We start from the raw sequence: 21,325 nt of genomic DNA on the forward strand, positions 1-21,325 counted from the left end.
ACGCATAATTGGATCGACTCGAGTACAAATTGATTCCCATAACGCTTCGATTGTGGCTAAAATAGGATTTATCGGATTTCCATATATATGCTCACCCATTAACCCGTTTGAAAGGAGCTCAGATGAATAAGAATTCTATACCCGCTGCTCCCTCTTTAGTTGCAAAAGACCGGGAACAACGCAATCTGCAGCAGGATACTATTTACCGGATTTTACTCGCCGTAAGCTTTGTGCATTTATTCAATGATTCCATTCAGGCGCTTATCCCGGCGATGTTTCCTATCTTAAAGGAAAACATGCTGCTCTCCTATGCACAGGTCGGATGGATATCCTTCGCCCTGAACATCACTTCTTCGGTGATTCAGCCGATAATCGGCTATGCCGCTGACCGTAAACCCCGACCGATCCTGCTCCCTCTGGGGATGTGCTGCACGTTCGCCGGAGTGTTCCTGCTCGCTTTTGCCGGAAATTACGTATTGGTCATCTTCTCTGTTATGCTTGTCGGCTTCGGTTCGGCTGCGTTCCACCCGGAGGGCATGCGTGTAGCTCATATGGCTGCAGGTCAGCGCAAGGGATTGTCGCAATCCATCTTCCAAGTGGGAGGCAATGCCGGACAATCCCTGGGTCCTCTTTTGATGAAATGGGTATTCATTCCCTTTGGGCAGATGGGCGCACTTGGGTTCACCGTAATCGCTGCCGCCGGAATTGCCGTACAGACCTATGTGGCCAAATGGTACCAAGAAATGCTTAATGCAGGCTATACGTTCCGCAAAAAATCGACTGGACGCACGCTTGACCCTGCTCGCAGCAAAAGCATTCTGACCGCAACCGTGATCCTGGTCTTTATCGTGTTTGTACGCTCCTGGTACAGCGCCTCCATCGGCGGCTATTATGCCTTCTACTTAATGGATAAATACGGAATGAAGCTCGATGACGCTCAAATATACATCTTTATGTATTTGGCGGCCGGTGCAGTTGGAACCTTCTTCGGGGGCCCGCTAGCCGACCGTTTCGGGCGGCGTAATCTCATCCTGATCTCTATGGTGAGTACTGTGCCTTTTGCGCTGGCGCTGCCTTTTGTAAACCATTTCTGGGCCGCTGTTCTGCTAATCATCTCCGGATTTGTCCTGCTGTCCAGCTTCTCAGTAACAGTCATTTATGCACAAATGCTCTATCCGGGCAATATCGGAACCGTCTCGGGACTGATTACTGGACTGGCTTTTGGGCTTGGCGGGATCGGCTCGGTAGTTATCGGCGACCTGATCGACCGGATCGGAATTGCGACTGTGTTCATAGCTTGCGGCTTCCTCCCGCTGCTTGGCCTGCTTGCCCTGCTGTTACCCAATGATAAGACACTGGAGAAATGGGCCGCTGAATAAGCAGCATGATTTCATCGCTTCGTCTCTCTTCTATATCTATATAAGTCCATAAGGGTCCATCCTTCTCTATTAGAGTAGGGTGGGCTTTTTTCACAGCAGAAGATATAAACTCTTAACAGCCAGCAGAATTATCCAACCGCCCTTTTTTAGGGTACAATTAATTAAAAGTTGAACTAATTGTCATAGCGCGGAAGGCTGAGGAGGAATGGCAATTGAAGAAAGCACTCACGAACATTCGTAAAGGATACGGGAAGAAGCTTGTCTCCATCCATATGTGGAATGCCTGGCTGGTCCTGTTTCTGGCACTCAGCGGATTATTGCTGGTCGGCGGTTTCTGGCGGGAGCTTCTGGGTGAGGGCAGGGTGTGGCTAAAATGGGCACATATCGCGTTTGGACTGGTGCTGCTGATTCCGGTCATTTATTATTTACTGCTTGCTGCAAAACACTGGAAAAGGCTCAAGGGGAAAAATGGGCAAAAGGCTAATGTGATTTTTGTACTGGTCCTATTGATCGGGTGGATTGTGTCGGGTGTCGTACTCTGGCAATTCAGGCTTGCCGGGCCAAGAGCAGCAAATACCGCACTATTTATACACGATCTTCTAACCTGGGTTGGACTTCCGGTTATTATTTACCACTCTATTACCAGAGTCAAGTGGCTCAAAGAACCGAAGAAACGCTCTATTGTACCAGAACCGGTAACATCAGCTAATGGAGCATCTGCTTCTAATGATAAGCAGAAACAGCCGGGAGCGGCCCATGTCCAGCAGCCGATGTATACCCGCCGCGGTTTCATTAAAGTCGCTGTGGGTGCCGGACTTGCGGTAACGCTCGGACCGACCTTTGTCCGCTGGATCGGCAAATCCTTTCAGTTGCCCGGCACCGCGGATTATGCAGCAAACAATGCCAACACACTAATTCCCGACCCTATTCCGCTGGCAAATTCAGCACCACCGATTGGTGGAGGAGCGGAAGGGAACTTCCGCGTATATACTGTAACCGATATTCCAGCATTCGATAATTCGAACTGGTCATTTACGATTGACGGGCTGGTGGACAAGAAGTTCACCTGGAACTGGGAGGAATTCGTCAAGCTGCAGCGCGAGGTGCAGGTCAGTGATTTCCACTGCGTCACTGGCTGGTCTGTCTACAAGAATACCTGGGAGGGTCTGCCCCTCTCCAAACTGCTTGATCTTGCCGGAGTAAAAAGCCAGGCGGTGATGGTCAAGCTGTATTCCGGCGACGGCGTCTATACGGACTCCCTGACACTCGCACAGGCGCGAATGGAGGATGTTATGGTTGCCGTCATGCATGACGGCAAGCCGATTCCGAATCAGCTGGGCGGGCCTGTACGTTTGGTCACTCCGCAAATGTATGCCTATAAATCGGTAAAATGGCTCAACCGGATTGAACTCATTGCTGAGGACCATGTCGGCTATTGGGAACAGCGGGGGTACGACAAAGACGCCTGGCTGCCTGGAGCAAATCGTGTATAACTGCGGCCAGCGCCTCTTTCAATTCCGAACGGCTATTGCTTTGTTCATCACTGAGGAGAATAAAGCGGCCGCCATCCCGCTGCCCGTTGTCATATAGTTATCCTTATCGGTACGGTCAAAACCCATCCATACAGCCGCTGTCCAATCCGGTGTGTAGCCGACAAACCAAAGATCCCGATTAGCCTTGCTGTCGACACCGGGAAGCGCTGCCTGAGTCGTTCCGGTCTTGCCGGCAACCGGTATGTTCATCCGCGCTTTTTTCCCGGTCCCTTGATTTACTGCATTGCGGAGCATGAACGTCATGCTTTCCGCAGTTCGCGCCGAGATCACTTGACGCTGGCTGGAGACATGCTTGTATAGAACCCGCCCGTGCGCATTGGTTATGCTGCTAATGGTATGAGCTTCATTAAACGTCCCTCCGCTCGCAAACACACTGTAGGCCTGGGCCATTTTCAGAGGAGATACCCCATTGTGGAGCCCGCCGAGCGCAATGGACAGATTATTATCCTCCTGCGGCAGTTCTAACCCCAGCTTTCCGGCAAATTGACGGGCGCTGGAGATTCCCACCTGCTTCAGCAGCCATACGGCCGGAGCATTGATGGATTGCTGGAGCGCCTGGTTCAGGCTAACTTGGCCACGGTATACGCCATTCAGATTACCCGGGCTGTAACTCCCGTAAGACTGCTTACGGTCGGGAACTATACTCGCTGGAGTAAAGTTGCCGCTTTCCAGCGCAGGCCCGTAATCAATAATCGGCTTAAAGGCGGAACCCGGCTGACGCGCATCAATAATCGCCCGATTAAGGCTGCCCGCTTGGGGATTGCGCCCTCCCATCATGGCGGCAATTTCTCCGGTGTGATGATTGAGTATCACCATGGCCGCCTCGACCTGCTGGTTTTTCCCATCGGGAGGAAAGGCATCTGCGTTACGAAATGCTTGCTCCAGTGTCTTCTGGATGCCTGTATTCATCCCTGTCTTAATCCTGTAACCGCCTGTTTGCAGCTCTTCCCTCGACTTACCCGTAAGCCGGGAGGCTTCTTTCAGCACAGCGTCAATATAGGAAGCACCTGCAACCTCAGTCTCAACTTCTACTTGAGGCCGGTATTTCTGTTTGCGCGCGGCAACCATTTGCTGTGGGCTGATCAGCCCCCGCTGCTGCATGATTCCCAGAACAAGCTCCCTCCTCCCCTCGGAAACCGCATTGTTCTCCGCAGGATTATAGATGGAAGGACCTTTCGGGATAGCCGCTAAAGCAGCGATTTGCGAAATCTCCAGCTTTTTGAGGTCACTTACACCGAAATAGTACTCTGCTGCCGCCTTTATTCCATACTGCCCCCGGCCCATATAGATTTGGTTCAGATAAAGCTGCAAAATATCCTGCTTTGACAACCGTTTCTCCAAAGCTGTAGCAATGGAGGCCTCGTTCAGCTTGCGCAGCATATTTTTATCTCTGTTTAAATAGAGATTGCGGGCTAACTGCTGGGTGATGCTGCTGCCTCCCTCTGTTACTCTGAAGTTCACTGTATTGTTAATGGCGGCACGCAGGATTCCCGTATAGTCCAGTCCCTGATGGCTGTAGAACCGGCGGTCCTCGACTGCCAAAAAGGTGTCGATCAGCAGAGCCGGCATCTCTTCCAGCTGAGCCATCGTCCGATATCCCGATTCCGGCAGCGGAATTCGGCGCAGCACATTCCCCTCTGAGTCGGTAATGACGCTTGATTGATCTAAAACCAGCTTCCCGGCCTGACGGCTTACCACAGCCTCTCCATATACACGGACATAAAACAGCATTGCCAGCAGCAGTAACACGCCAATTACCGCAAGATCAAATCCGGTATAAAAAACACGCAGCAGCTTTCGCCGGGTGAGCCGGGTGCCGGTATTGCCCCTGCTCAGCACTTTGCAATCAGGTTCACAAGGAACCGCTCCAAGCCCGCCGCTTCACGTTTCACCGCATCCACCTGAACGGCCTCTCCTTCTGCAGCCTTCAGCTCATCCAGCAAGCGCAGCAGCGTCTTCATCCTTAGTATGAGGGCCATACTCTCTTCACTGCTCCATCCCGCTTCTTCTGCATCTGCCGATTCAATCTCTGCTGTACCGGTGAGTTTTGTTTGCTGGCCTTTGTTCAGTTTCCGCAGATTAGCAGCCAGCCTGCCCAGCTCTCCTCCGGTGGATACCTCCAGTTCCTTAAAGAAGCCATTCGCCGCAAGCTCATCCGATGCCCGCAGCAGCGCCTTGAAATCATCGGATAATTTTTGCGAACGCAGCAGAAAAAAACCGCCGGAAAGAGCGGTAAAAAGAATTACAGCCAAAGGCAACCTGCCGATATGATTGATCATCCAATGCATTAAGCGGACTGTAAAAGCCCCGGAATCCGCGCTATGCCGCGAATATAGAAAGGAAACCACCGCCTGTAGCACCATAAGAACACCACCGCTGAGCAGCAAGCTTCCTCCAATAACATACAAATATCCGGTTCGTACCGTATTTAGTCTTCTCAAGTTTATCCCCTCCCGGTATCTGTGCATTTACTACTCCATGACACATAGAATACCGGTAAGTTCTTAAGAACCTCCCGCACAAGTTCTAAAGATTCTCTAAAGACTCCTGTGGAGATAACGGGAAGCGGGTGATAAAGTCGGTACGGTTCACATCGCTTTGGGCTGTAATTTCTCCATGGTGGCGTTCCACAATCCCTTTGGCTATAGCAAGTCCCAGCCCCGAACCTCCGGTATGCCGGGAACGGGAGCGTTCGGCCCGGTAGAATCGTTCAAAAATATGCGGAAGGTCGCTTTCGGCAATCATTTCTCCAAAATTGCTGATCCGCACGACTGCTTCATCCCCTTCTCGGGTGAGTACGATCTCCAGTTTTTTCCCTTCACGCCCGTAACGGATGGCATTGGTAATCAAATTTTCATAAGCGCGCAGCAACTCGTAAGGCGCTCCCTGAATCCATAAGGATTCTGTATGATCCACCAGCTCATAGGCCATACCTGCCCGGGCAAGCTCTGGAACCGCCTCTTCCGCCAGCTGCCGAATAAACGCCTTGAGGTCCAGCTGTTCTGCTGCAAGCGGCAGTCCTCCACTGTTGACACGGGTATATTCGAACAGATCATCAATCAGCTTACGCAGCACCAGTGCTTTCTGATAAGCAATGCCTACATAATAACGCACCTCTGTCTCTTCCCGGCAGCGGTCCTGCTCAATATAATCCAGATAACCCAAAACCGAGGTCAGCGGAGTACGCAAATCATGAGAGACCCCGGTAATCAGCTCATTTTTGGCCTGGATCGCCTTACGCTCTTCAAGCAGGGACTGCTGCAGCCGTTCGGACATAATATTAATATTCTCTGCCAGTACACCTAGCTCATCACTGGTCCGCACTTCAATCCGGTGTGACTCTCCCAGTTTGGTGATTTGCTGAATCCCCTTTGTGATCTCTTCGAGATAGGATACTACTTTTCGTGTGTACAAAAAAAAGAACACCAAAAAGCTGATAATGCCTACGGCTGTCATTACCGGCACTGAGCCAATATGGTTAATGATCCATTTCAAAACCAGGGAATAGGGTGCCGACGGTGAACTCGTGTTCATGTGAAGCAGAGAATTCACCAGCCGGTAACCTCCCCATAACAGGATGGCTCCTGACAACATGCTGAGAATAAACGCCCAAATGAATTTCCAGCGGATAGTACTTATATATTTTGCATTCACACATTATCACCTCAAGTTCTCAGGATGGCCCGTCCAATTTATACCCGATCCCCCATACAGTTTGCACATAACGGGGCTGCTTCGGATCCAGCTCAATTTTCTCGCGGATATTGCGGATATGTACCATAACCGTGCTGCCTCCGTCCAGGAAAGGCTCATTCCAGATATTCCTGTAAATCTGCTCCATGCTGAGCACCTGACCCTGATGTCTCGCCAGCAGCTCCAAAATGGAAAATTCACGGGGTGTCAGCCTTACCTTACGTCCATCCACGCAGACCTCGTGTTTCAATATGTCGATGACCAGATCCTCGAAGATCAGCTCATTGTCATTCATCCTTGGTTGGGTATCCTTGTTGAATTTATGATAGCGGCGCAGCTGTGATTTGGCCCGGGCCACAAGCTCCAGCGGATTAAATGGCTTTCCGACATAATCGTCGGCGCCTATACTGAGTCCAAGAATTTTATCCATATCCGAATTTTTGGCGGACAGCATGATGATCGGCATATTTTGCTCTTCACGGATTTTCATGCAGGCTTCTATCCCGTCCATCTTGGGCATCATCACATCCATAATAATGAGGTCCACCTTCTCCTCTTTTAAATATTCCAGCGCTTCCTGTCCGTCAAAGGCTTTGAGCAGCCGATAACCTTCGTTGCAGAAATAAATATCCATCAGGTTAACGATCTCCCGCTCATCGTCCACTAGCAATATTGTTTCTTGTCTCACAGGCAGGTATCCTTTCCATTCCATAAGTGGTAATCTACCTTCTAATATATTAGAAATTATCCAATCTATAAACCCAAAAAAAGCCCCGTATCCCCAAAAGGTATACAAAGGCTGGTATTACTCATTTTATTAGTTCCATTAAATACTCTTGAAAGAGGCATCATAAAGCCGGAACATCGTTTTGTAGCCCGACTCGTCAATCTTGATACCCACGTCCAGACGTCCGGTAATTTGCAGTGGGCCGGAGGTATGTCGGAGCTTGCTGCCTTCAGGCACAAAGACAATCATAATCTTGTTCCAGTAGGTCTCATCCCCATTATCAAAGGGACACTCCGCCCCGGGCTCTGGAATCAGCAAAAACCAGTTCTTCTCAAAGGAAAGGACTTCACCCATAAAGCCCTTAATCGTAACCTCGCTGCCGCTGAGATCCCAAAACTGCTCCGAGGGGCGGGTCTGGTCGCTGCCGTCAAAGAAGCCGTTCCAATCAATGGCAGTGTGGCCTGTGGAAGAAGTCTTCAATTGGACCGCTGCGGTTGGGGCAGGGCTGGCCTCAGGGAGGGAGCTGGCTTGTGGAGACGGAGATGCAGCGCTGCTCTTTCCACCGCTCTTGTCTGCTTCACCTGTTTTAGCCTTTGACTTCGTTTCAGGTGCTGGAGATGCCGGGCTCTTGCTATTACTCTTGCTGGAGCCTACATTCTTCTTCGATGTATCCTGAATGACTGCTGCTTCTGGAGCAGAAGGCTTTGGTAAAGGTTTGGATGTACTTGGTGCGATGGATGACGCCGCAGCCAGTTCGGGTTCCGGTGAAGGTCCAGCTGTGGCCGTGGCGGCTTCTGGAGAGCGCTCCATGGTTGGCGAAGCTGCCGGTGATTCTTTTGGAACTATGGGTACTTGTGTAGCTTCGGGTGATTGTGCCACATCCTCTGTTACCGGACTGTCCGCCTCCACCGCAGCAGCAAAGGACTCTCCACCGCCATCAGCTGCACCGTTCTGGCCGCATGCTTGAAGCAGCAGCATGCTTGTAATAGCAGCCGTCATCAGGATCAACCTACCCTTTAATGTTATCAAGTGAATGTACCTCCTAGGATTTGAACAAAGCAAGAGGATGCATCCGGTACATCCGGAATGCAGGCCCCAGCGAAGATAGCAGACCAATGGAAAGCGCCCCTGCAGCAATAAGCCAATGATCAGGTGTCCACTGATAAGGTTCAATTTGAATGCCAGCTTGGGCGAACAGTGCATCCTTCAGCAGGTAAGCGCCAAGATGACCCAGCAGCAGTCCGGCAATAAGTCCGGTAGCTGTCACCAGCAGACCTTCGCTCGTTAAGGTCAACCATACATAGGCTCTGGATTTGCCGAGAAGACGCAATAGCCCCACATCCTTGGTACGTTCCCCGACTGCGGCAATCAAAGACAGCAGGATCGCTATCGCTGCCAGAATTACGCATAATGCCGTGAGCACACTCAATAGCTGTGCTCCCTGATCAACAGCGTTCAGCACGTCGGAAACCGCCTGGCTTGTATAGGCAGCCTGAACTCCATTACTGCCGTCCAGCACCTCTTTCAAATCATGGGCCCCCAGCAGACTGGCCGGTTTAACCAGCACGGCTGTAATCTCCCGCTCCTCAGGAGGCAAGCCATGTACGGCCCAGGCATAATCTACGGTCGTAAATACTGCGCGGTCATCAGGGGTATTGAGGGCCGGAAGAATACCCACAACGGTATACTGGAAGCTTTCATGTGCGTGTTCTTCGCCATGTTCTTCGTCATGTGCTTCGTCCGGCGAATCTCCGGCCGCCTCGGCAGCATGGCCTTCCTCATGATCTTCCTCATGCTCCTCTGTGTGTTCCGCCTCCGCAGTTTCATGGCTGTCTCCCTGAACAAGTCCATGTGCGCCCGTAAATGTATCTCCAATGTGCAGACCCAGAGATTCCGCCACATACGATCCAATAATGGTCTCACCAGTGTGCGCATATAAATTCCCGTCCTGAAGGTTACGGTCGCCGTAACGGGTAACAAAATATCCGGAGTCCATGCCGACGATCGGAAAGCCTTTATAATTATCTCCCGTTGTCATCGCAAAGGCCTTATCCACATCCTGATCCTGATCCACTTGATCCAGAACAGCAAGCGGGATATTGCCTGTCGGAGCACCGATATGATAAAAGGTATTCAACACAAGCTGGGTTTCACTGCCGGCTGCACCAATTACGAGATCGAAGGGGCCATACCCTTTTTTGGCGCCTTGCTCAACGCTTTGCCGGGACAAGGATAGCAGGACGATAAAAGCAACCGTAACTGCGACCGCACATACCGTCAACAGCGACAGAAACCGCCGATGCAGCAAATTACGCAGTGTTAATTTAAAGAGACTCATACAATTCCCTCTTCCGTTTCTCCCGGCTGCTCTGGAGTTTGGGCGCTGATTCCCGGCGTATCCGGTTAATCTCTTGAATGTTCAGACAGCGGGGAAAACGGTTCGCCATATTGAGATCATGCGTTACAACAATTAAGGTATGGCCATGAGCGACGCTGAGATCCAGTAAAAGCGAGGCAATTTCATCTGCCGTTTCCCAGTCCAGACTGCCGGTAGGTTCATCCGCCAGCACAAGCGGCGGCTCATTCACCAGCGCCCGCACAATCGCTACCCTCTGCTGCTGCCCGCGGGAAAGCTGGGAGGGAAGATGCCGGCCCCGGTCTGCCAGACCTACCTGATCCAGCCAATCGTCGACTACCCTTCTTTTCTCCTTAAGCGGAAGCTTTGCGGTCATAGCGATCTCCACATTTTGCCTTGCCGTCAATGAGGGGATCAGATGGAAATCCTGCAGCACATACCCGATATTGGAAGCCCGGAAAGCATCACGCTTCGCCTCTGTGAGCTCGCGTAGCGGCTTGCCGTCTACGACAATCCCGCCGCTGTCGGCCAGCAGAATTCCGCTGATCAGATGCAGAAGAGTGCTTTTACCGGACCCGCTGGGTCCGGTAATCGCTACATTCTCTCCTTTTTCAACACTCCACTCAGGAATATCCAGTATCGGCACATTTCTTCCATCTACACGAAATTGCTTTTTCAAATCGTGAATTTGGAGCAACAGAGCCACTCCTATCTCAATTTAATACGTTCGGACAATGCATCCCAAGTCAAGGTTGTGCCCTTCAGCTGGCTGAATGCACTAAGCGGCAGGTACAATACGCCGTTATCGATATCAACGATATAAGAAGCAGCCTTGCCGTTCAGCTTAGCGGTTTTGTCTGTCAGATTCACATCAATTACATTCTTCTGCAATGTCAGCTTCGCAGCAGCAGCATCCCCTTTGTAAGTGCCTCCCAGCGCCTTGATCAAAGCTTCAGCAGGATACAGTACTTTGTTATCGCGGCTGATTTTGAACTTCGGATATACGTATTGGGATTGAAGCTCTGCGGAACGTTTGTTCAAATCAAGGCCCAGTATGCTGGCACCCGCCTTCGCGATCTCGGTGTTGTCCACCTGTCCTTTTACCTGCTCCGCAATCGGACCATAAGCCCAGACACCCACATCTACTGCGGAATGGCCATGGCCTGACCAGCCCACGAGCAGACGTTTGGAAACCACTGCATTGTAGGCTCCTTCACGTTTATACGAAGACCCGTCGCCTTCCATAATTTGTGCAACCTCTTCGTCTGTAAGATCGGTAATCCATGTATTGGCTGTTACGATGCTGCGGATCTCTTCTGGTGTCTGTGCTGCTTCCAGAGCGGCAGCCAGGCTTTCCGAGGAATGTTTTTGCTTATCCCACAGGTCGATATTAATTTCGTAAATGTTGTCGCGGGAGAGGGACAGTCCGCCCGTTTCATGGTCGGCTGTGACCACAACGGAGGTGTTGCCGTTTTTCTTCGCGAAATCAATCGCTGTCTTGACCGCGGCATCGAAGTCGAGTGCCTCCTGGACAAGTGTCGGCAGATCGTTGGCATGACCGGCATGGTCAATCCGTCCGCCTTCAATCATCATGACAAAACCCTCTTTATCCGCTGATAAAATATTCAGCGCTTTGGAGGTCATTGTCGCCAGGCTTGGAATTTCCGCTGTACGGTCCGGAACATAAGCCACATGGGAACTGCCGAACAGGCCCAGCACCTTGCTGTTTTTGGAGGTAAGCGCATTTAAGGCTGTCTTATTTTCAACTACAGTGTAGCCTTTGGCTTTAAACTCAGGGAGGATGTTCTTATCCGTCCGTTTGCCCTTTTCATCTTTGGTTACAAAAAACTGCTTGCCCCCGCCCATCAGAACATCTACGCCGCTCTCCAGGTATTGCGAGGCAATCGCCGATTCATTATCACGGCTGCGGACATGGGAGGCGTAGACAGCTGGCGTCGCGTGAGTAATCCGGGCTGTGGTAACAAGTCCTGTTGCCTTGCCGCTTGTTTCCGCAGCCTCAATAATGGAGGCAAACGGTTTGGATACATCTTCATTGGAAACGCTGATGCCTGCGTTGTATGTTTTGTGGCCTGTAGCAAATGCAGTACCGGCTGAGGCGGAATCTGTAACGATCCCCGAAACGATTTTCCCGCCGTCCTCACCACGGTCTGCATATGTAGTCGCTTGTCCCACGTAGTACGGATCAAGATTAAGATGGCTGACTCCCTTGGTGTATTGCTGAAAATATCTTGCGGCAGAAATTTGGGCCGGACCCATGCCGTCACCAATTAGTACGATAAGATTTTTGGACTGGGCTTTTGCAGCTCCCCCAGAAGTTTTAGCACTTTGTGCCGCTCCGGCCAGTGTAGCTCCTGAAACTACAGCTGCTGCCAATCCTCCAATTACCACACTCTTCATCAGCTTTTTCATTATTAACCCCTTCCTTGTTATAAAGATCTTTAACCAATCTTACCTTCGAAAGGTTAACCAATTGTCAACTGTAGTCAGGGGTTGTATTAAATTATCAACTGTTCATATATCACCGGGACACAAAAGAACCCACACCTTGTCACCAAGATGAGGGCTAGTAACGTTTTCTGTACAATCATCTTTCATTTATAAATTCAGCAATGGTTATATGGGGATTTGTATATCTTCCTTTGTTTTCGGTTTTTTGGCCATATTGAATGGCTTTGACGGGGCAATAATGAATACACGCCAAACATAGCGTACAATTTTGCCCCCACTGTGGTTTTTCAGAAACTTGAATGTTATTGCAGTTACAGACCTGCTCACAGGTACCACAGCCGATACAACTATCATCTGCCTGAAACTTGGTCGGATCAATGGCCTTTTTAGTAAACATCGGATTTATAATACCGGTTAACAGCCACGGAAACTTGCCTTTATCTATCCTGAATGCTCCTGTTGTTCTTTGCTTAATGTCATGGTTGATTTGTTTTAGAGTCTCCTCTGCTGCAGATAGCTTGTGGTGCTCCACTTCTTTGGAATCTACATCGCCCATGATGATAAAATTATTTGGCATTTTGATAGAAAATCCGCTGTTTAATTTTATCTTTTTTCTGCTCAGACAATCCTTCATCACCTTCATTGAATTGCCGATGCTGCCTCCGCAGGTTGCGACGGAAAAAACGTAGTTCCCCTGGAAATTGTTCAGCTTAAGCTTTCTAATAAATTCAAGGACGATTCCAGGCGGTCCCCACGAATAAGTAGGATGGACAAATCCAATAATTTCATGATCCTTCAGATTATATTCATTGCATTCATTGCCTGTGTTCTCTGCGGCAGATATGGAAATTAACTCTTCACCCGAATGAAGGGCTATATTTTTAGCAGCATATAACGAGTTCCCGGTTCCCGAAAAGTAAAATATCATCGGATGCTCCTCTCGATTCCTTGTAATGATTCCCTTGATTAATCCAGCGCATTTTCTATCGCTTTGAGAAAAGCTTTGCAGGTGAGCGTTGCACCACTTATGGTATCTATCTGCAGCGACTGCTCCCGGATTACCCTGCCGAACAACTCATCTGTGAACTCGGCCGGTTTTTTCTCTGCTTGCTCTAACACCTTGATGTCTGTAACTTTGCTGGAGGTCACAGTCACTTGAACTTTATTGGCCCTCCATTTGTACATACCTCCCTTATATTCCCCAACATATGTGCCATTCTTAATCTGCTTAAAATCCAGTGCTCTGATCGGGAGGTTTTTAGCTTCACGCCGTTCCCCCGCAGTAAAGAGTAATGCTCCCCCAGCACCCCCCGCAATGAGTACCACCAGTACAATAACTGCGATTAGCATTTTGTTTCTCCCCTTTCGTTTCATTGCAATCTACTCCCGTCTTTTATCCTAAGATATTCGCTCTTATCCCCATCTCCGGCTGAAAGCAGTTGTTGAGACCTCGGGTAACATGAACCTGCAAGTCCGTATCCACGAGAACCGCTTCGGTTCCAGGGAAGCTTGTAAGAAGTTGAATCCCCTTATTCATCCCGGCTACAAATACCAGAGTAGACAACGTATCCGCAAGCGTAGCGTTATCAGCAACAATGGTCACGCTGATCAAGCCTGATTCCGCCGGATATCCGGTATGCGGATTCAGGATATGATGACGCCTTCTCCCCTCACGATCGATGAAGAATCGCTGATAATCCCCGGAGGTAACCACAGCTTTGTCCGCTACAAACACAGCTCCAATCAATCGATTATCCTGCCTGGGGTGACGGATGCCTACACGCCAAGGGGAACCATCCGGCTTCACTCCCACAGCTGCCACATTTCCGCCAATGTTTGTGAAAGCCGATGAGATACCAAATTTCTTAAACAGCTCTACAAACTTATCGCTGGCATATCCTTTGCCTATCCCCCCTAAATCAACGGACTGCCCCACTCTTTGAAGTCCAGCAGTCTTTTCATGAGGATCTAACATCAAATCTGCAGCATTCACCATACGAAGTACCTCGGTGATTCTTATCTCATCGGGAATTTCGGATGAATTCTTATAATTCCATAGATCTACTAAGGGGCCGATAGTGACATCAAAACATCCATCACTATAATTTGAGAACTCAGCAGCAAGCGACAGCACCTCATAGGTATCCGGACTCAACTTCTCACATTTCATACCCGCTGACCTGTTAATCCTGCTTATCTCGCTATCGGGTATAAAGCGGCTTAGTAGGTTTTCCAGCCTGGCAGCTTCATACTCGACAGCTCTGAGTACTTCTTCCCCATGATCGCCGAAAACTTTGTGGATCATCTCTGTACCCATCCCATAGTGAACAGACTGGGCCGTCATGGCTTTATTCATCTTTAGTCCTCCTTTCATGGACCGTTACAATGAGGCGTATGCTTGACCAAGGCAATTGATAAATCTGTAGCTACAACCATGTATATGTGAATGAATATATTATTATTCATTCATTTTAGCATAGAAACTCTCCCTTGTCAGGATTAAAATCCCATAAGAACCGGCTCACCCAACAACAACACGAATAAAAGGCTCTCTACTTCAGGATAATGTTGCTGTTTCAGATGTACCTATTGAATTATACATACTTACCTTTCACAAAAAAGCCCTGTGACCTTTCGCAGGAAGCGAAATGATCACAGGGTTTGTATCTTGCTGTACATTGCTATTCAGTACTATGGTGTAAAACGGTCTTAAATCTCCAGCAGCCGGATCAATTCTTCCTCATCCTCAATGACCTGAATGCCCAATTGCTGTGCTTTGGCCAGCTTACTGCCCGCTTTTTCACCGGCGATGACCAGATCGGTTTTCTTGGAGACACTGCCCGATACTTTGGCGCCAAGTGCCTCGAGACGTTCCGCAGCTTCCTCACGGGTAAGCTTCTGCAGCGAGCCGGTTAACACTACGGTCTTGCCGCTGAAGAAGGAATCGGTACTCACCGGCCGTGGAGCCTCAGGCGCCTTAGCTTCTACACCCAAAGCCAGCATGCGGTTAATGCCCGTTACCACAAAAGGATCAGCGAAAAAGCCCACGATGCTCTCTGCCACAATCCCGCCGATATCCGGCAATCCAGATAGTTCCTCTGCAGTTGCGGACATTACCGCCTCCAGACTGCGGTAATGATCGGCCAGCATCCGTGTGGTTGCTTTGCCGGTATTCGGAATGCCTAGGGCAAAGAGGAACGAGGCTAGATCACGCCCTTTGCTCTCTTCCAGCGCCTTCAGCAAATTGTCCGCTTTCTTTTCACCGAAGCGATCGAGCTTGACCAGCTGTTCAAAGTTCAGTTCATATAAATCGGCAGGCTCCCGCACATTTAGCTCTTCGTGCAGCTGCCCGGCCGTCTTGTCGCTGAAGGTCTCAATGTCCATCGCATCACGGGAAGCGAAATGGGTGATCCGTCCGATAATCTGCGGCTTGCAATCCAGCTTGTTGTTGCAGAAAAGATGCGCCCCGCGCATTTCGAGCGGGAAACCACATGACGGACAATTCTCGGGGAATACAATTTCCCCGCCGTCGCTTTCTTCCGTCACCTTGCCAAGTATCTCTGGAATGACATCATTGGAGCGGCGGATAAACACCCGCGTGCCCAGCGCATGCTTAAGATTCTTGCGTTCAATATCTCCGACGTTGTTCAGCGTGCAGTTCTGGACAGTAACTCCAGCCAGTTCTACCGCCTCCACACGGGCCAGAGGTGTGACTTTGCCTGTGCGGCCTACATTCCAGCTGACTGACTCCAATATGGTCGTCGTTTCTTCAGCTTCAAACTTGTAGGCAACCGCCCAGCGCGGAAACTTATCGGTATAACCCAGTGCTTCACGGATACGGAAATCGGTAACCTTGATTACCGCACCGTCAATCAGATAGTCCAGACCGGAACGGCTCTCTTCAATCTCCGCCAGCTGCTCTGTAACCTCGTCAAAGTTAGCGAAGTAGGTGAGGTACGGATTCACCTTAAACTGGTTGGTCCGCAGGAAATTCATCATCTCCTGATGATCGGCAAACTGTACCCCTTCAGCATAACCCACGTTATAAAAGAAAGCATTTAGCCTGCGGTTCGCCGTAGTCTTAGGATTAAGGTTGCGCAGTGCTCCGGCGGCGCCATTGCGTGCATTCTTCAGCGGTTCGGCAGCCCTTGTATTGTAGTCGGCCAGCACCGAAAGGTTCATAATCCCCTCGCCCTGCACTTCGATAAGACCTTCCTTGAACGGAATCGTCAATGGAACGGACTTGATCGTCTTCACCTGAGCCAGTATGCCTTCACCCGTCACTCCATTTCCTCTTGTTGCCGCCTGCACTAACACACCGTCACGGTAGGTCAGGTTCAGGGTCAGGCCGTCGAATTTCAGTTCGACGGCATAACAAGGCTCGGGCAGAGGTGTTTCCGGATTCTTCGTGTTGTAGTCGTTCACGAGGCGCAGCACACGGGTATTCCAGCTCCGCAGCTGCTCAATATTCTGCGCTTTGTCCAAACTCCATAGCGGAGCAAGGTGACGATGCGGGGTAAAGCCTTTCAGCAGTTCCCCTCCCACACGCTGGGTAGGAGAATCCGGCAGCACAATGCCGCTCTCCGCTTCCAGGGCCACCAGCTTATCGTAAAGCACATCATATTCCTTGTCGCTGACCTGCGGTGCATCCAGCGTGTAATAATGGTAATTGTATTGATTCAGCTCAGCCACAAGCTCTTCCATCGTATGCATAACGTCCATCCGGGCGTTCCCTCCGTCATAAGGATAATGTAAAGCATGTGAATGATACTTCTACCTTATCTTTATATTCTAAAAATGCATTCGTTAACCGTCGCCGGATTATTCGACTTTGGTAATCGGGGCAAAACCCGCAAGCAGCCGTTTCACACCGACCGGTGCCGGAAAAGCAATCTGCAGCTCCGTATCGTTGCCGCTGCCTTTCACGGACACAATGGTGCCGGTGCCCCATTTGCCGTGCGCTACCTTGTCACCGGCTTTATACTCGCCTGGCGCCGCGGCCCCCGCTCCTGATGCGCGCTGTGCGCCGCTTCCGGAGGTTACGGTCACGCGGCCTGCTCCGGCCGCTGACGCTGTGCTGCCGCCAAACCCGGCGGCCCCGCCGCCTGCCGGCGCATTCCCGGCAGCGCCTCCGCGGCTGCCGAAGTTCCCCCGGGCGCCGCCGGTGAAGCCACGGCCGCCATAGGCACCACCAACCTCCGCGCCACCGCGCCGGAAGCGGTCCGAAGCAGAGCCGGTATCTTCCTTCAGCTCCTCCGGAATCTCCTCCAGGAAGCGGGACGGCGGGTTGGCCGTCGTCCGTCCGAACAGCGTGCGGCTGCGGGCACAGCTGAGGAACAGCTGTTTCTCCGCACGCGTAATGCCTACATACGCCAGCCGCCGTTCTTCTTCCAGTTCGTCATTGTCCTGGAAGGCGCGGCTGTGCGGGAATACGCCCTCTTCCATCCCGATAATAAACACGGTCGGGAATTCCAGCCCCTTCGCGCTGTGCATGGTCATCAGCACTACAGCATCGTCGCGTTCCTCCTCATCGTCATTCACACTGTCGATGTCAGCGATCAGCGCCAGATCCGTGAGGAAGGAGACCAGCGACTTGTCTTCGTTATTCTTCTCGAATTCCATCGTCACGGACAGGAACTCATCGATGTTCTCCAGCCGTGAGCGGGATTCTAGCGTATTCTCGTTCTGCAGCTCCAGCCGGTATTGCGAGAGCTCCAGAATCTTCTCCGTCAGCTCCGTTACCGAAAGGAATTCGACCATCCGGTGCAGCGCTTCGATCATATCATAGAACTCCACCAGCGTATTGCGCGTCCGTCCGGCAAAGCCCAGATCGTCCACCGTCTGCAGCACACGGAAGATGGATACCCCACGTTCTGCTGCTGCTACAGCCAGCTTGCCTACAGTAGTATCACCAAGTCCACGCTTTGGTACATTGATAATACGCGTCAGACTGATGTCATCATCCGGATTGGAGAGCAGGCGAAGGTACGCCAGCAGATCCTTGATTTCTTTACGGTCATAGAACTTGATCCCGCCGACGATCTGATAAGGAATGTCCGATTTGATCAAAATTTCTTCTATTACACGAGACTGTGCATTCGTGCGGTACAGGATGGCATGATTCTGGTAAGCCTGGCCCTGCTTGGCATTCTTACTGATCTCTCCGGTGACAAAATAACCTTCATCATGCTCCGAGTCGCCGCGGAACACTTTGATCTTTGGACCTTCCTCTGAATCCGTCCACAGCTTCTTCGGTTTACGTCCGGAGTTCAGCGCAATTACGCCGTTGGCTGCGTTCAGAATATTGGAGGTCGAACGGTAATTCTGCTCCAACAGAATCGTCTTGGCTTCCGGATAGTCTTCTTCGAAATTAAGGATATTCGTAATGTCTGCTCCGCGCCAGCGGTAAATCGACTGATCGCTGTCACCAACTACGCAAATCCGGTGATGGCTTTCCGCCAGCATGCGGCAAAGCATGTACTGCGCACGGTTCGTATCCTGATACTCATCCACATGAATGTATTTGAATTTCTTCTGGTAGAAATCAAGTACCTCAGGCACTTCCTTGAACAATTGGATCGTCTTCATAATTAAATCGTCAAAATCCAGCGAGTTGTTGCTTCTCAGCCGATGCTGGTACTTGGTGTACACTTTAGCAACAAGACCTTCAAAATAATCGCCAATCTTCTGCTCGTATTGCGCCGGAGTAATCAGCTCATTTTTGTTTGTGCTGATGACGGCCTGGACAGCCTTTGGCTCAAATTTCTTCGTATCGATATTCAGGTCTTTCATACAGTTGCGGATGACGGACAACTGGTCTGTAGAATCGAGAATTGAGAAATTGGAGGTGAAGCCAATCCGTTCTATATCCTTGCGCAGAATCCGTACACACATCGAGTGAAACGTGGATACCCATATATCCCGTCCTTCTGTTCCAACCAGCTTCGAGACACGGTCCTGCATCTCCCGGGCCGCCTTATTCGTAAAGGTAATCGCCAGAATTGCCCACGGCGGAGCCTTGCGGTTCGCAATCAACCAGGCAATGCGGTGGGTAAGCACCCGGGTCTTGCCGCTGCCCGCGCCGGCCATAATCAGCAAGGGACCTTCAGTAGCTTCTACAGCCTGACGCTGTGGAGGATTAAGCCGGCTTACGGCTTCCTGTATGTTAACAAGTTGCATGTGTGACATGCTCCTTTCTCAGTTTAAGCTTAGAATGTCAAGAGCAGCGCTATCTCAAACTTGCTACTCCCAATGCATCTGCGGGGTCTTCTTTACCGCCTGCACGGTGAGCAGTGCTTGCTGTATATCCTGGTAAATAATATTCCCGACCACTACGGTGTCGCAGAGGACAGCTGCCTGCTCAGCCTCAGCCTCGCCGGTAATACCGCCCCCGTAAAACAGCTGGCTGTTCTCCACCATCTCTCTTACCGAACGAACCGTCTTCATATCACCGAACATGCCGCTGTATTCAAGATACACTACCGGAAGCTGCATCAGCTTGTCCGCAATCTGGGCATAAGCCGCAGCCCCCTCGGCACTAAGCGAATGGTCTGCACCCGTAAGCCGTGCTACGGAAGAATCTCCATTCAGGACAATATATCCTTCAGCCAGCAGCAGTTCCCATGGAATCAGGCTTCCGTAACGTTGAATGGCTTTGCGGTGTTGGCCAATAATCCAGGCCGTGTCTGGTGTGTTAAGCACCATAGGAATCATATACAAATCAAAGCCGGGAACGACTGCCTCCAGATCCGAAATCTCCAGTGCGCAAGGCAGCTCATAACGCCGCAGCCGGTTCAGCAGATCAATAGTATTCTCATAAGTCACACCGGTGGAGCCCCCAACCAAAATCGCATCGGTTCCGGACAGGCAAATGGCCTCCAGTTCAAGGTCTCCGAGCTCACGATCCGGATCGAGCTTAAAAACATGCCGCCAAGGCTGTATCAGTTGCCGCATCATATTCATCAATCGTCCATCTCCATCATTCATCTAGCAAGCCAAATACACTCCCGCTACCGCAAAAGCCGTAACTCTAGTCTATGCCAGCGCTAAGGGGAGTGTCAATTTAAAGAGCGAAAAAATGCGAACATTTTTTCGCCTTTTTATAATATTAGAATTCATGTTTGTATGCTATAGATCAGTCTTATCTTTCTGGCAGAAGCTATGCTTTATGTGCAGCGTTCATCGAACAATGATTGCTCATCATCACCTCTGCCGGCTGCTAGTTTCGCCCCAGACCTCTGAGTCTGTCCATGTCATCTTCAGAAACGAAATCAGTATAGAACCCGTCTACACCCAGACGGGACAGCTGGACGATTTCTTTCTCATCATTAATCGTATGCACATAGACGCGGGCACCGGCCCTTTTCAGCTTTTGCACAAAGCTCTTGGTGGCCCTGTCGTCAGACATGGTGATGTCCGCCCCGGTTTCCTTGACGAATTGAGTCACCACTTCATCACTGTCCTCCGATTGATATAAAGTATAAATGACTTTGGGGAAGACATGCACCTTACAGATCATATCCAACATCTCACGACTGTAAATCTGCGGCACAATCCGCTTCAGCAGCGATGGATCCCTGCGCTCAGCTGCCTCGACAATCATTTCGAATTGCTGTGTGACCAGCTCCGCTTCAACCTCCTTCGTATCGGTTACGATATAGGCATCCGGATAAGCCATCATCAAATCCATGATCTTCTCAATATCAGCCGGCGAGTATAGGCCCAGAATCGGACTGTCCATAAATTCGGCATAATCCAGTACTTCCCCTTGCTTGTCAGCAGGAAGCACTTCCTGCTGTCCTAACTGCTTAGTCATATCCTTTGACCACTCATGACGGGCCACTAGTTTCTGATCCCCCGTGAACAACAGATCGGCTTCAAATACACGTGTTCCCTGCTCATAATTGGCGATAAAACCTTCAACAGCGTTGGTATAGTCATGCCCGTTGATGCCACCCATTGCATGGGCAACAACCCGGTGGGCAGCAAAGCCGGCGGCCGGCTCTTTATCTTCCGGTATCAGCGTAATCACAAGCAAAAGTACTATTGCTATAACCATGATGACTGATGCAGTACTCTTTTTGTTATCCATTATAGTAGGTTTCCTTTGCAAAAGTTGGAGTATAAAAACAAAAAACGGCTGTGGCCT

The 21,325-nt window shown here is 50.5% G+C and carries 17 protein-coding genes; 2 read left to right on the forward strand and 15 right to left on the reverse strand.

Features of this window, described 5'->3' with window-relative positions; genetic code table 11:
- The first annotated feature begins 122 nt into the window (after positions 1 to 122).
- Complete coding sequence (locus H70357_RS30945) at positions 123 to 1,379, forward strand: MFS transporter (protein WP_038597156.1); 1,257 nt, start codon at positions 123 to 125, stop codon at positions 1,377 to 1,379.
- Between the two features lie 212 nt (positions 1,380 to 1,591).
- On the forward strand, positions 1,592 to 2,872 hold the full coding sequence (locus H70357_RS30950; protein WP_038597158.1) for a molybdopterin-dependent oxidoreductase: 1,281 nt from the start codon (positions 1,592 to 1,594) through the stop codon (positions 2,870 to 2,872).
- Between the two features lie 18 nt (positions 2,873 to 2,890).
- Here H70357_RS30950 and H70357_RS30955 read toward each other — a convergent pair whose 3' ends face one another.
- The 15 genes from H70357_RS30955 to H70357_RS31025 form a co-directional block, all read right to left on the reverse strand.
- Positions 2,891 to 4,771, reverse strand: a complete 1,881-nt coding sequence (locus tag H70357_RS30955) for a transglycosylase domain-containing protein (protein ID WP_231578344.1) — start codon at positions 4,769 to 4,771, stop codon at positions 2,891 to 2,893.
- The gene (locus H70357_RS30960; RefSeq protein WP_038597161.1) at positions 4,765 to 5,373 is read right to left on the reverse strand and encodes a hypothetical protein; all 609 of its coding nucleotides are present in this window, start codon (positions 5,371 to 5,373) and stop codon (positions 4,765 to 4,767) included. Before H70357_RS30960 ends, H70357_RS30955 begins: the two co-directional genes overlap by 7 nt.
- A gap of 85 nt (positions 5,374 to 5,458) precedes the next feature.
- Positions 5,459 to 6,586, reverse strand: a complete 1,128-nt coding sequence (locus H70357_RS30965) for a sensor histidine kinase (RefSeq protein WP_038597163.1) — start codon at positions 6,584 to 6,586, stop codon at positions 5,459 to 5,461.
- Between the two features lie 19 nt (positions 6,587 to 6,605).
- Complete coding sequence (locus H70357_RS30970; protein ID WP_439823192.1) at positions 6,606 to 7,259, reverse strand: response regulator transcription factor; 654 nt, start codon at positions 7,257 to 7,259, stop codon at positions 6,606 to 6,608.
- Positions 7,260 to 7,451: 192 nt separating this feature from the next.
- Complete coding sequence (locus H70357_RS30975) at positions 7,452 to 8,381, reverse strand: hypothetical protein (RefSeq protein ID WP_231578345.1); 930 nt, start codon at positions 8,379 to 8,381, stop codon at positions 7,452 to 7,454.
- A gap of 13 nt (positions 8,382 to 8,394) precedes the next feature.
- Positions 8,395 to 9,690: an ABC transporter permease gene (locus H70357_RS30980; protein WP_038597165.1), complete on the reverse strand. Its 1,296-nt coding sequence runs from the start codon at positions 9,688 to 9,690 to the stop codon at positions 8,395 to 8,397.
- The gene (locus H70357_RS30985) at positions 9,677 to 10,414 is read right to left on the reverse strand and encodes an ABC transporter ATP-binding protein (protein ID WP_231578346.1); all 738 of its coding nucleotides are present in this window, start codon (positions 10,412 to 10,414) and stop codon (positions 9,677 to 9,679) included. The genes H70357_RS30980 and H70357_RS30985 overlap by 14 nt, the downstream gene beginning before the upstream one ends.
- 2 nt (positions 10,415 to 10,416) lie before the next feature.
- On the reverse strand, positions 10,417 to 12,138 hold the full coding sequence (locus H70357_RS30990) for an alkaline phosphatase (RefSeq protein WP_038597167.1): 1,722 nt from the start codon (positions 12,136 to 12,138) through the stop codon (positions 10,417 to 10,419).
- A gap of 175 nt (positions 12,139 to 12,313) precedes the next feature.
- Positions 12,314 to 13,105 (reverse strand): EFR1 family ferrodoxin, encoded by a 792-nt coding sequence (locus H70357_RS30995; protein ID WP_038597169.1) that lies wholly within the window; start codon positions 13,103 to 13,105, stop codon positions 12,314 to 12,316.
- A 38-nt stretch (positions 13,106 to 13,143) separates the two neighbouring features.
- Positions 13,144 to 13,551 carry an FMN-binding protein gene (locus tag H70357_RS31000; protein WP_038597171.1) on the reverse strand — a complete coding sequence of 136 codons (408 nt, stop codon included), beginning with the start codon at positions 13,549 to 13,551 and terminating at the stop codon, positions 13,144 to 13,146.
- A gap of 19 nt (positions 13,552 to 13,570) precedes the next feature.
- A complete protein-coding gene (locus H70357_RS31005) occupies positions 13,571 to 14,533 on the reverse strand; it encodes an FAD:protein FMN transferase (protein WP_038597173.1) in 963 nt (320 codons plus the stop codon).
- Between the two features lie 353 nt (positions 14,534 to 14,886).
- Positions 14,887 to 16,899, reverse strand: a complete 2,013-nt coding sequence (ligA, locus tag H70357_RS31010; RefSeq protein WP_038597175.1) for an NAD-dependent DNA ligase LigA — start codon at positions 16,897 to 16,899, stop codon at positions 14,887 to 14,889.
- A 99-nt stretch (positions 16,900 to 16,998) separates the two neighbouring features.
- The gene (pcrA, locus tag H70357_RS31015) at positions 16,999 to 19,356 is read right to left on the reverse strand and encodes a DNA helicase PcrA (protein WP_038597178.1); all 2,358 of its coding nucleotides are present in this window, start codon (positions 19,354 to 19,356) and stop codon (positions 16,999 to 17,001) included.
- Between the two features lie 63 nt (positions 19,357 to 19,419).
- Positions 19,420 to 20,130: a heptaprenylglyceryl phosphate synthase gene (locus H70357_RS31020; RefSeq protein WP_038600942.1), complete on the reverse strand. Its 711-nt coding sequence runs from the start codon at positions 20,128 to 20,130 to the stop codon at positions 19,420 to 19,422.
- Positions 20,131 to 20,395: 265 nt separating this feature from the next.
- Positions 20,396 to 21,268: a phosphatidylinositol-specific phospholipase C/glycerophosphodiester phosphodiesterase family protein gene (locus tag H70357_RS31025; RefSeq protein ID WP_038597181.1), complete on the reverse strand. Its 873-nt coding sequence runs from the start codon at positions 21,266 to 21,268 to the stop codon at positions 20,396 to 20,398.
- Positions 21,269 to 21,325: the final 57 nt, after the last annotated feature.

This window comes from Paenibacillus sp. FSL H7-0357 (assembly GCF_000758525.1).
Classification (GTDB): Bacteria; Bacillota; Bacilli; order Paenibacillales; family Paenibacillaceae; genus Paenibacillus_AQ.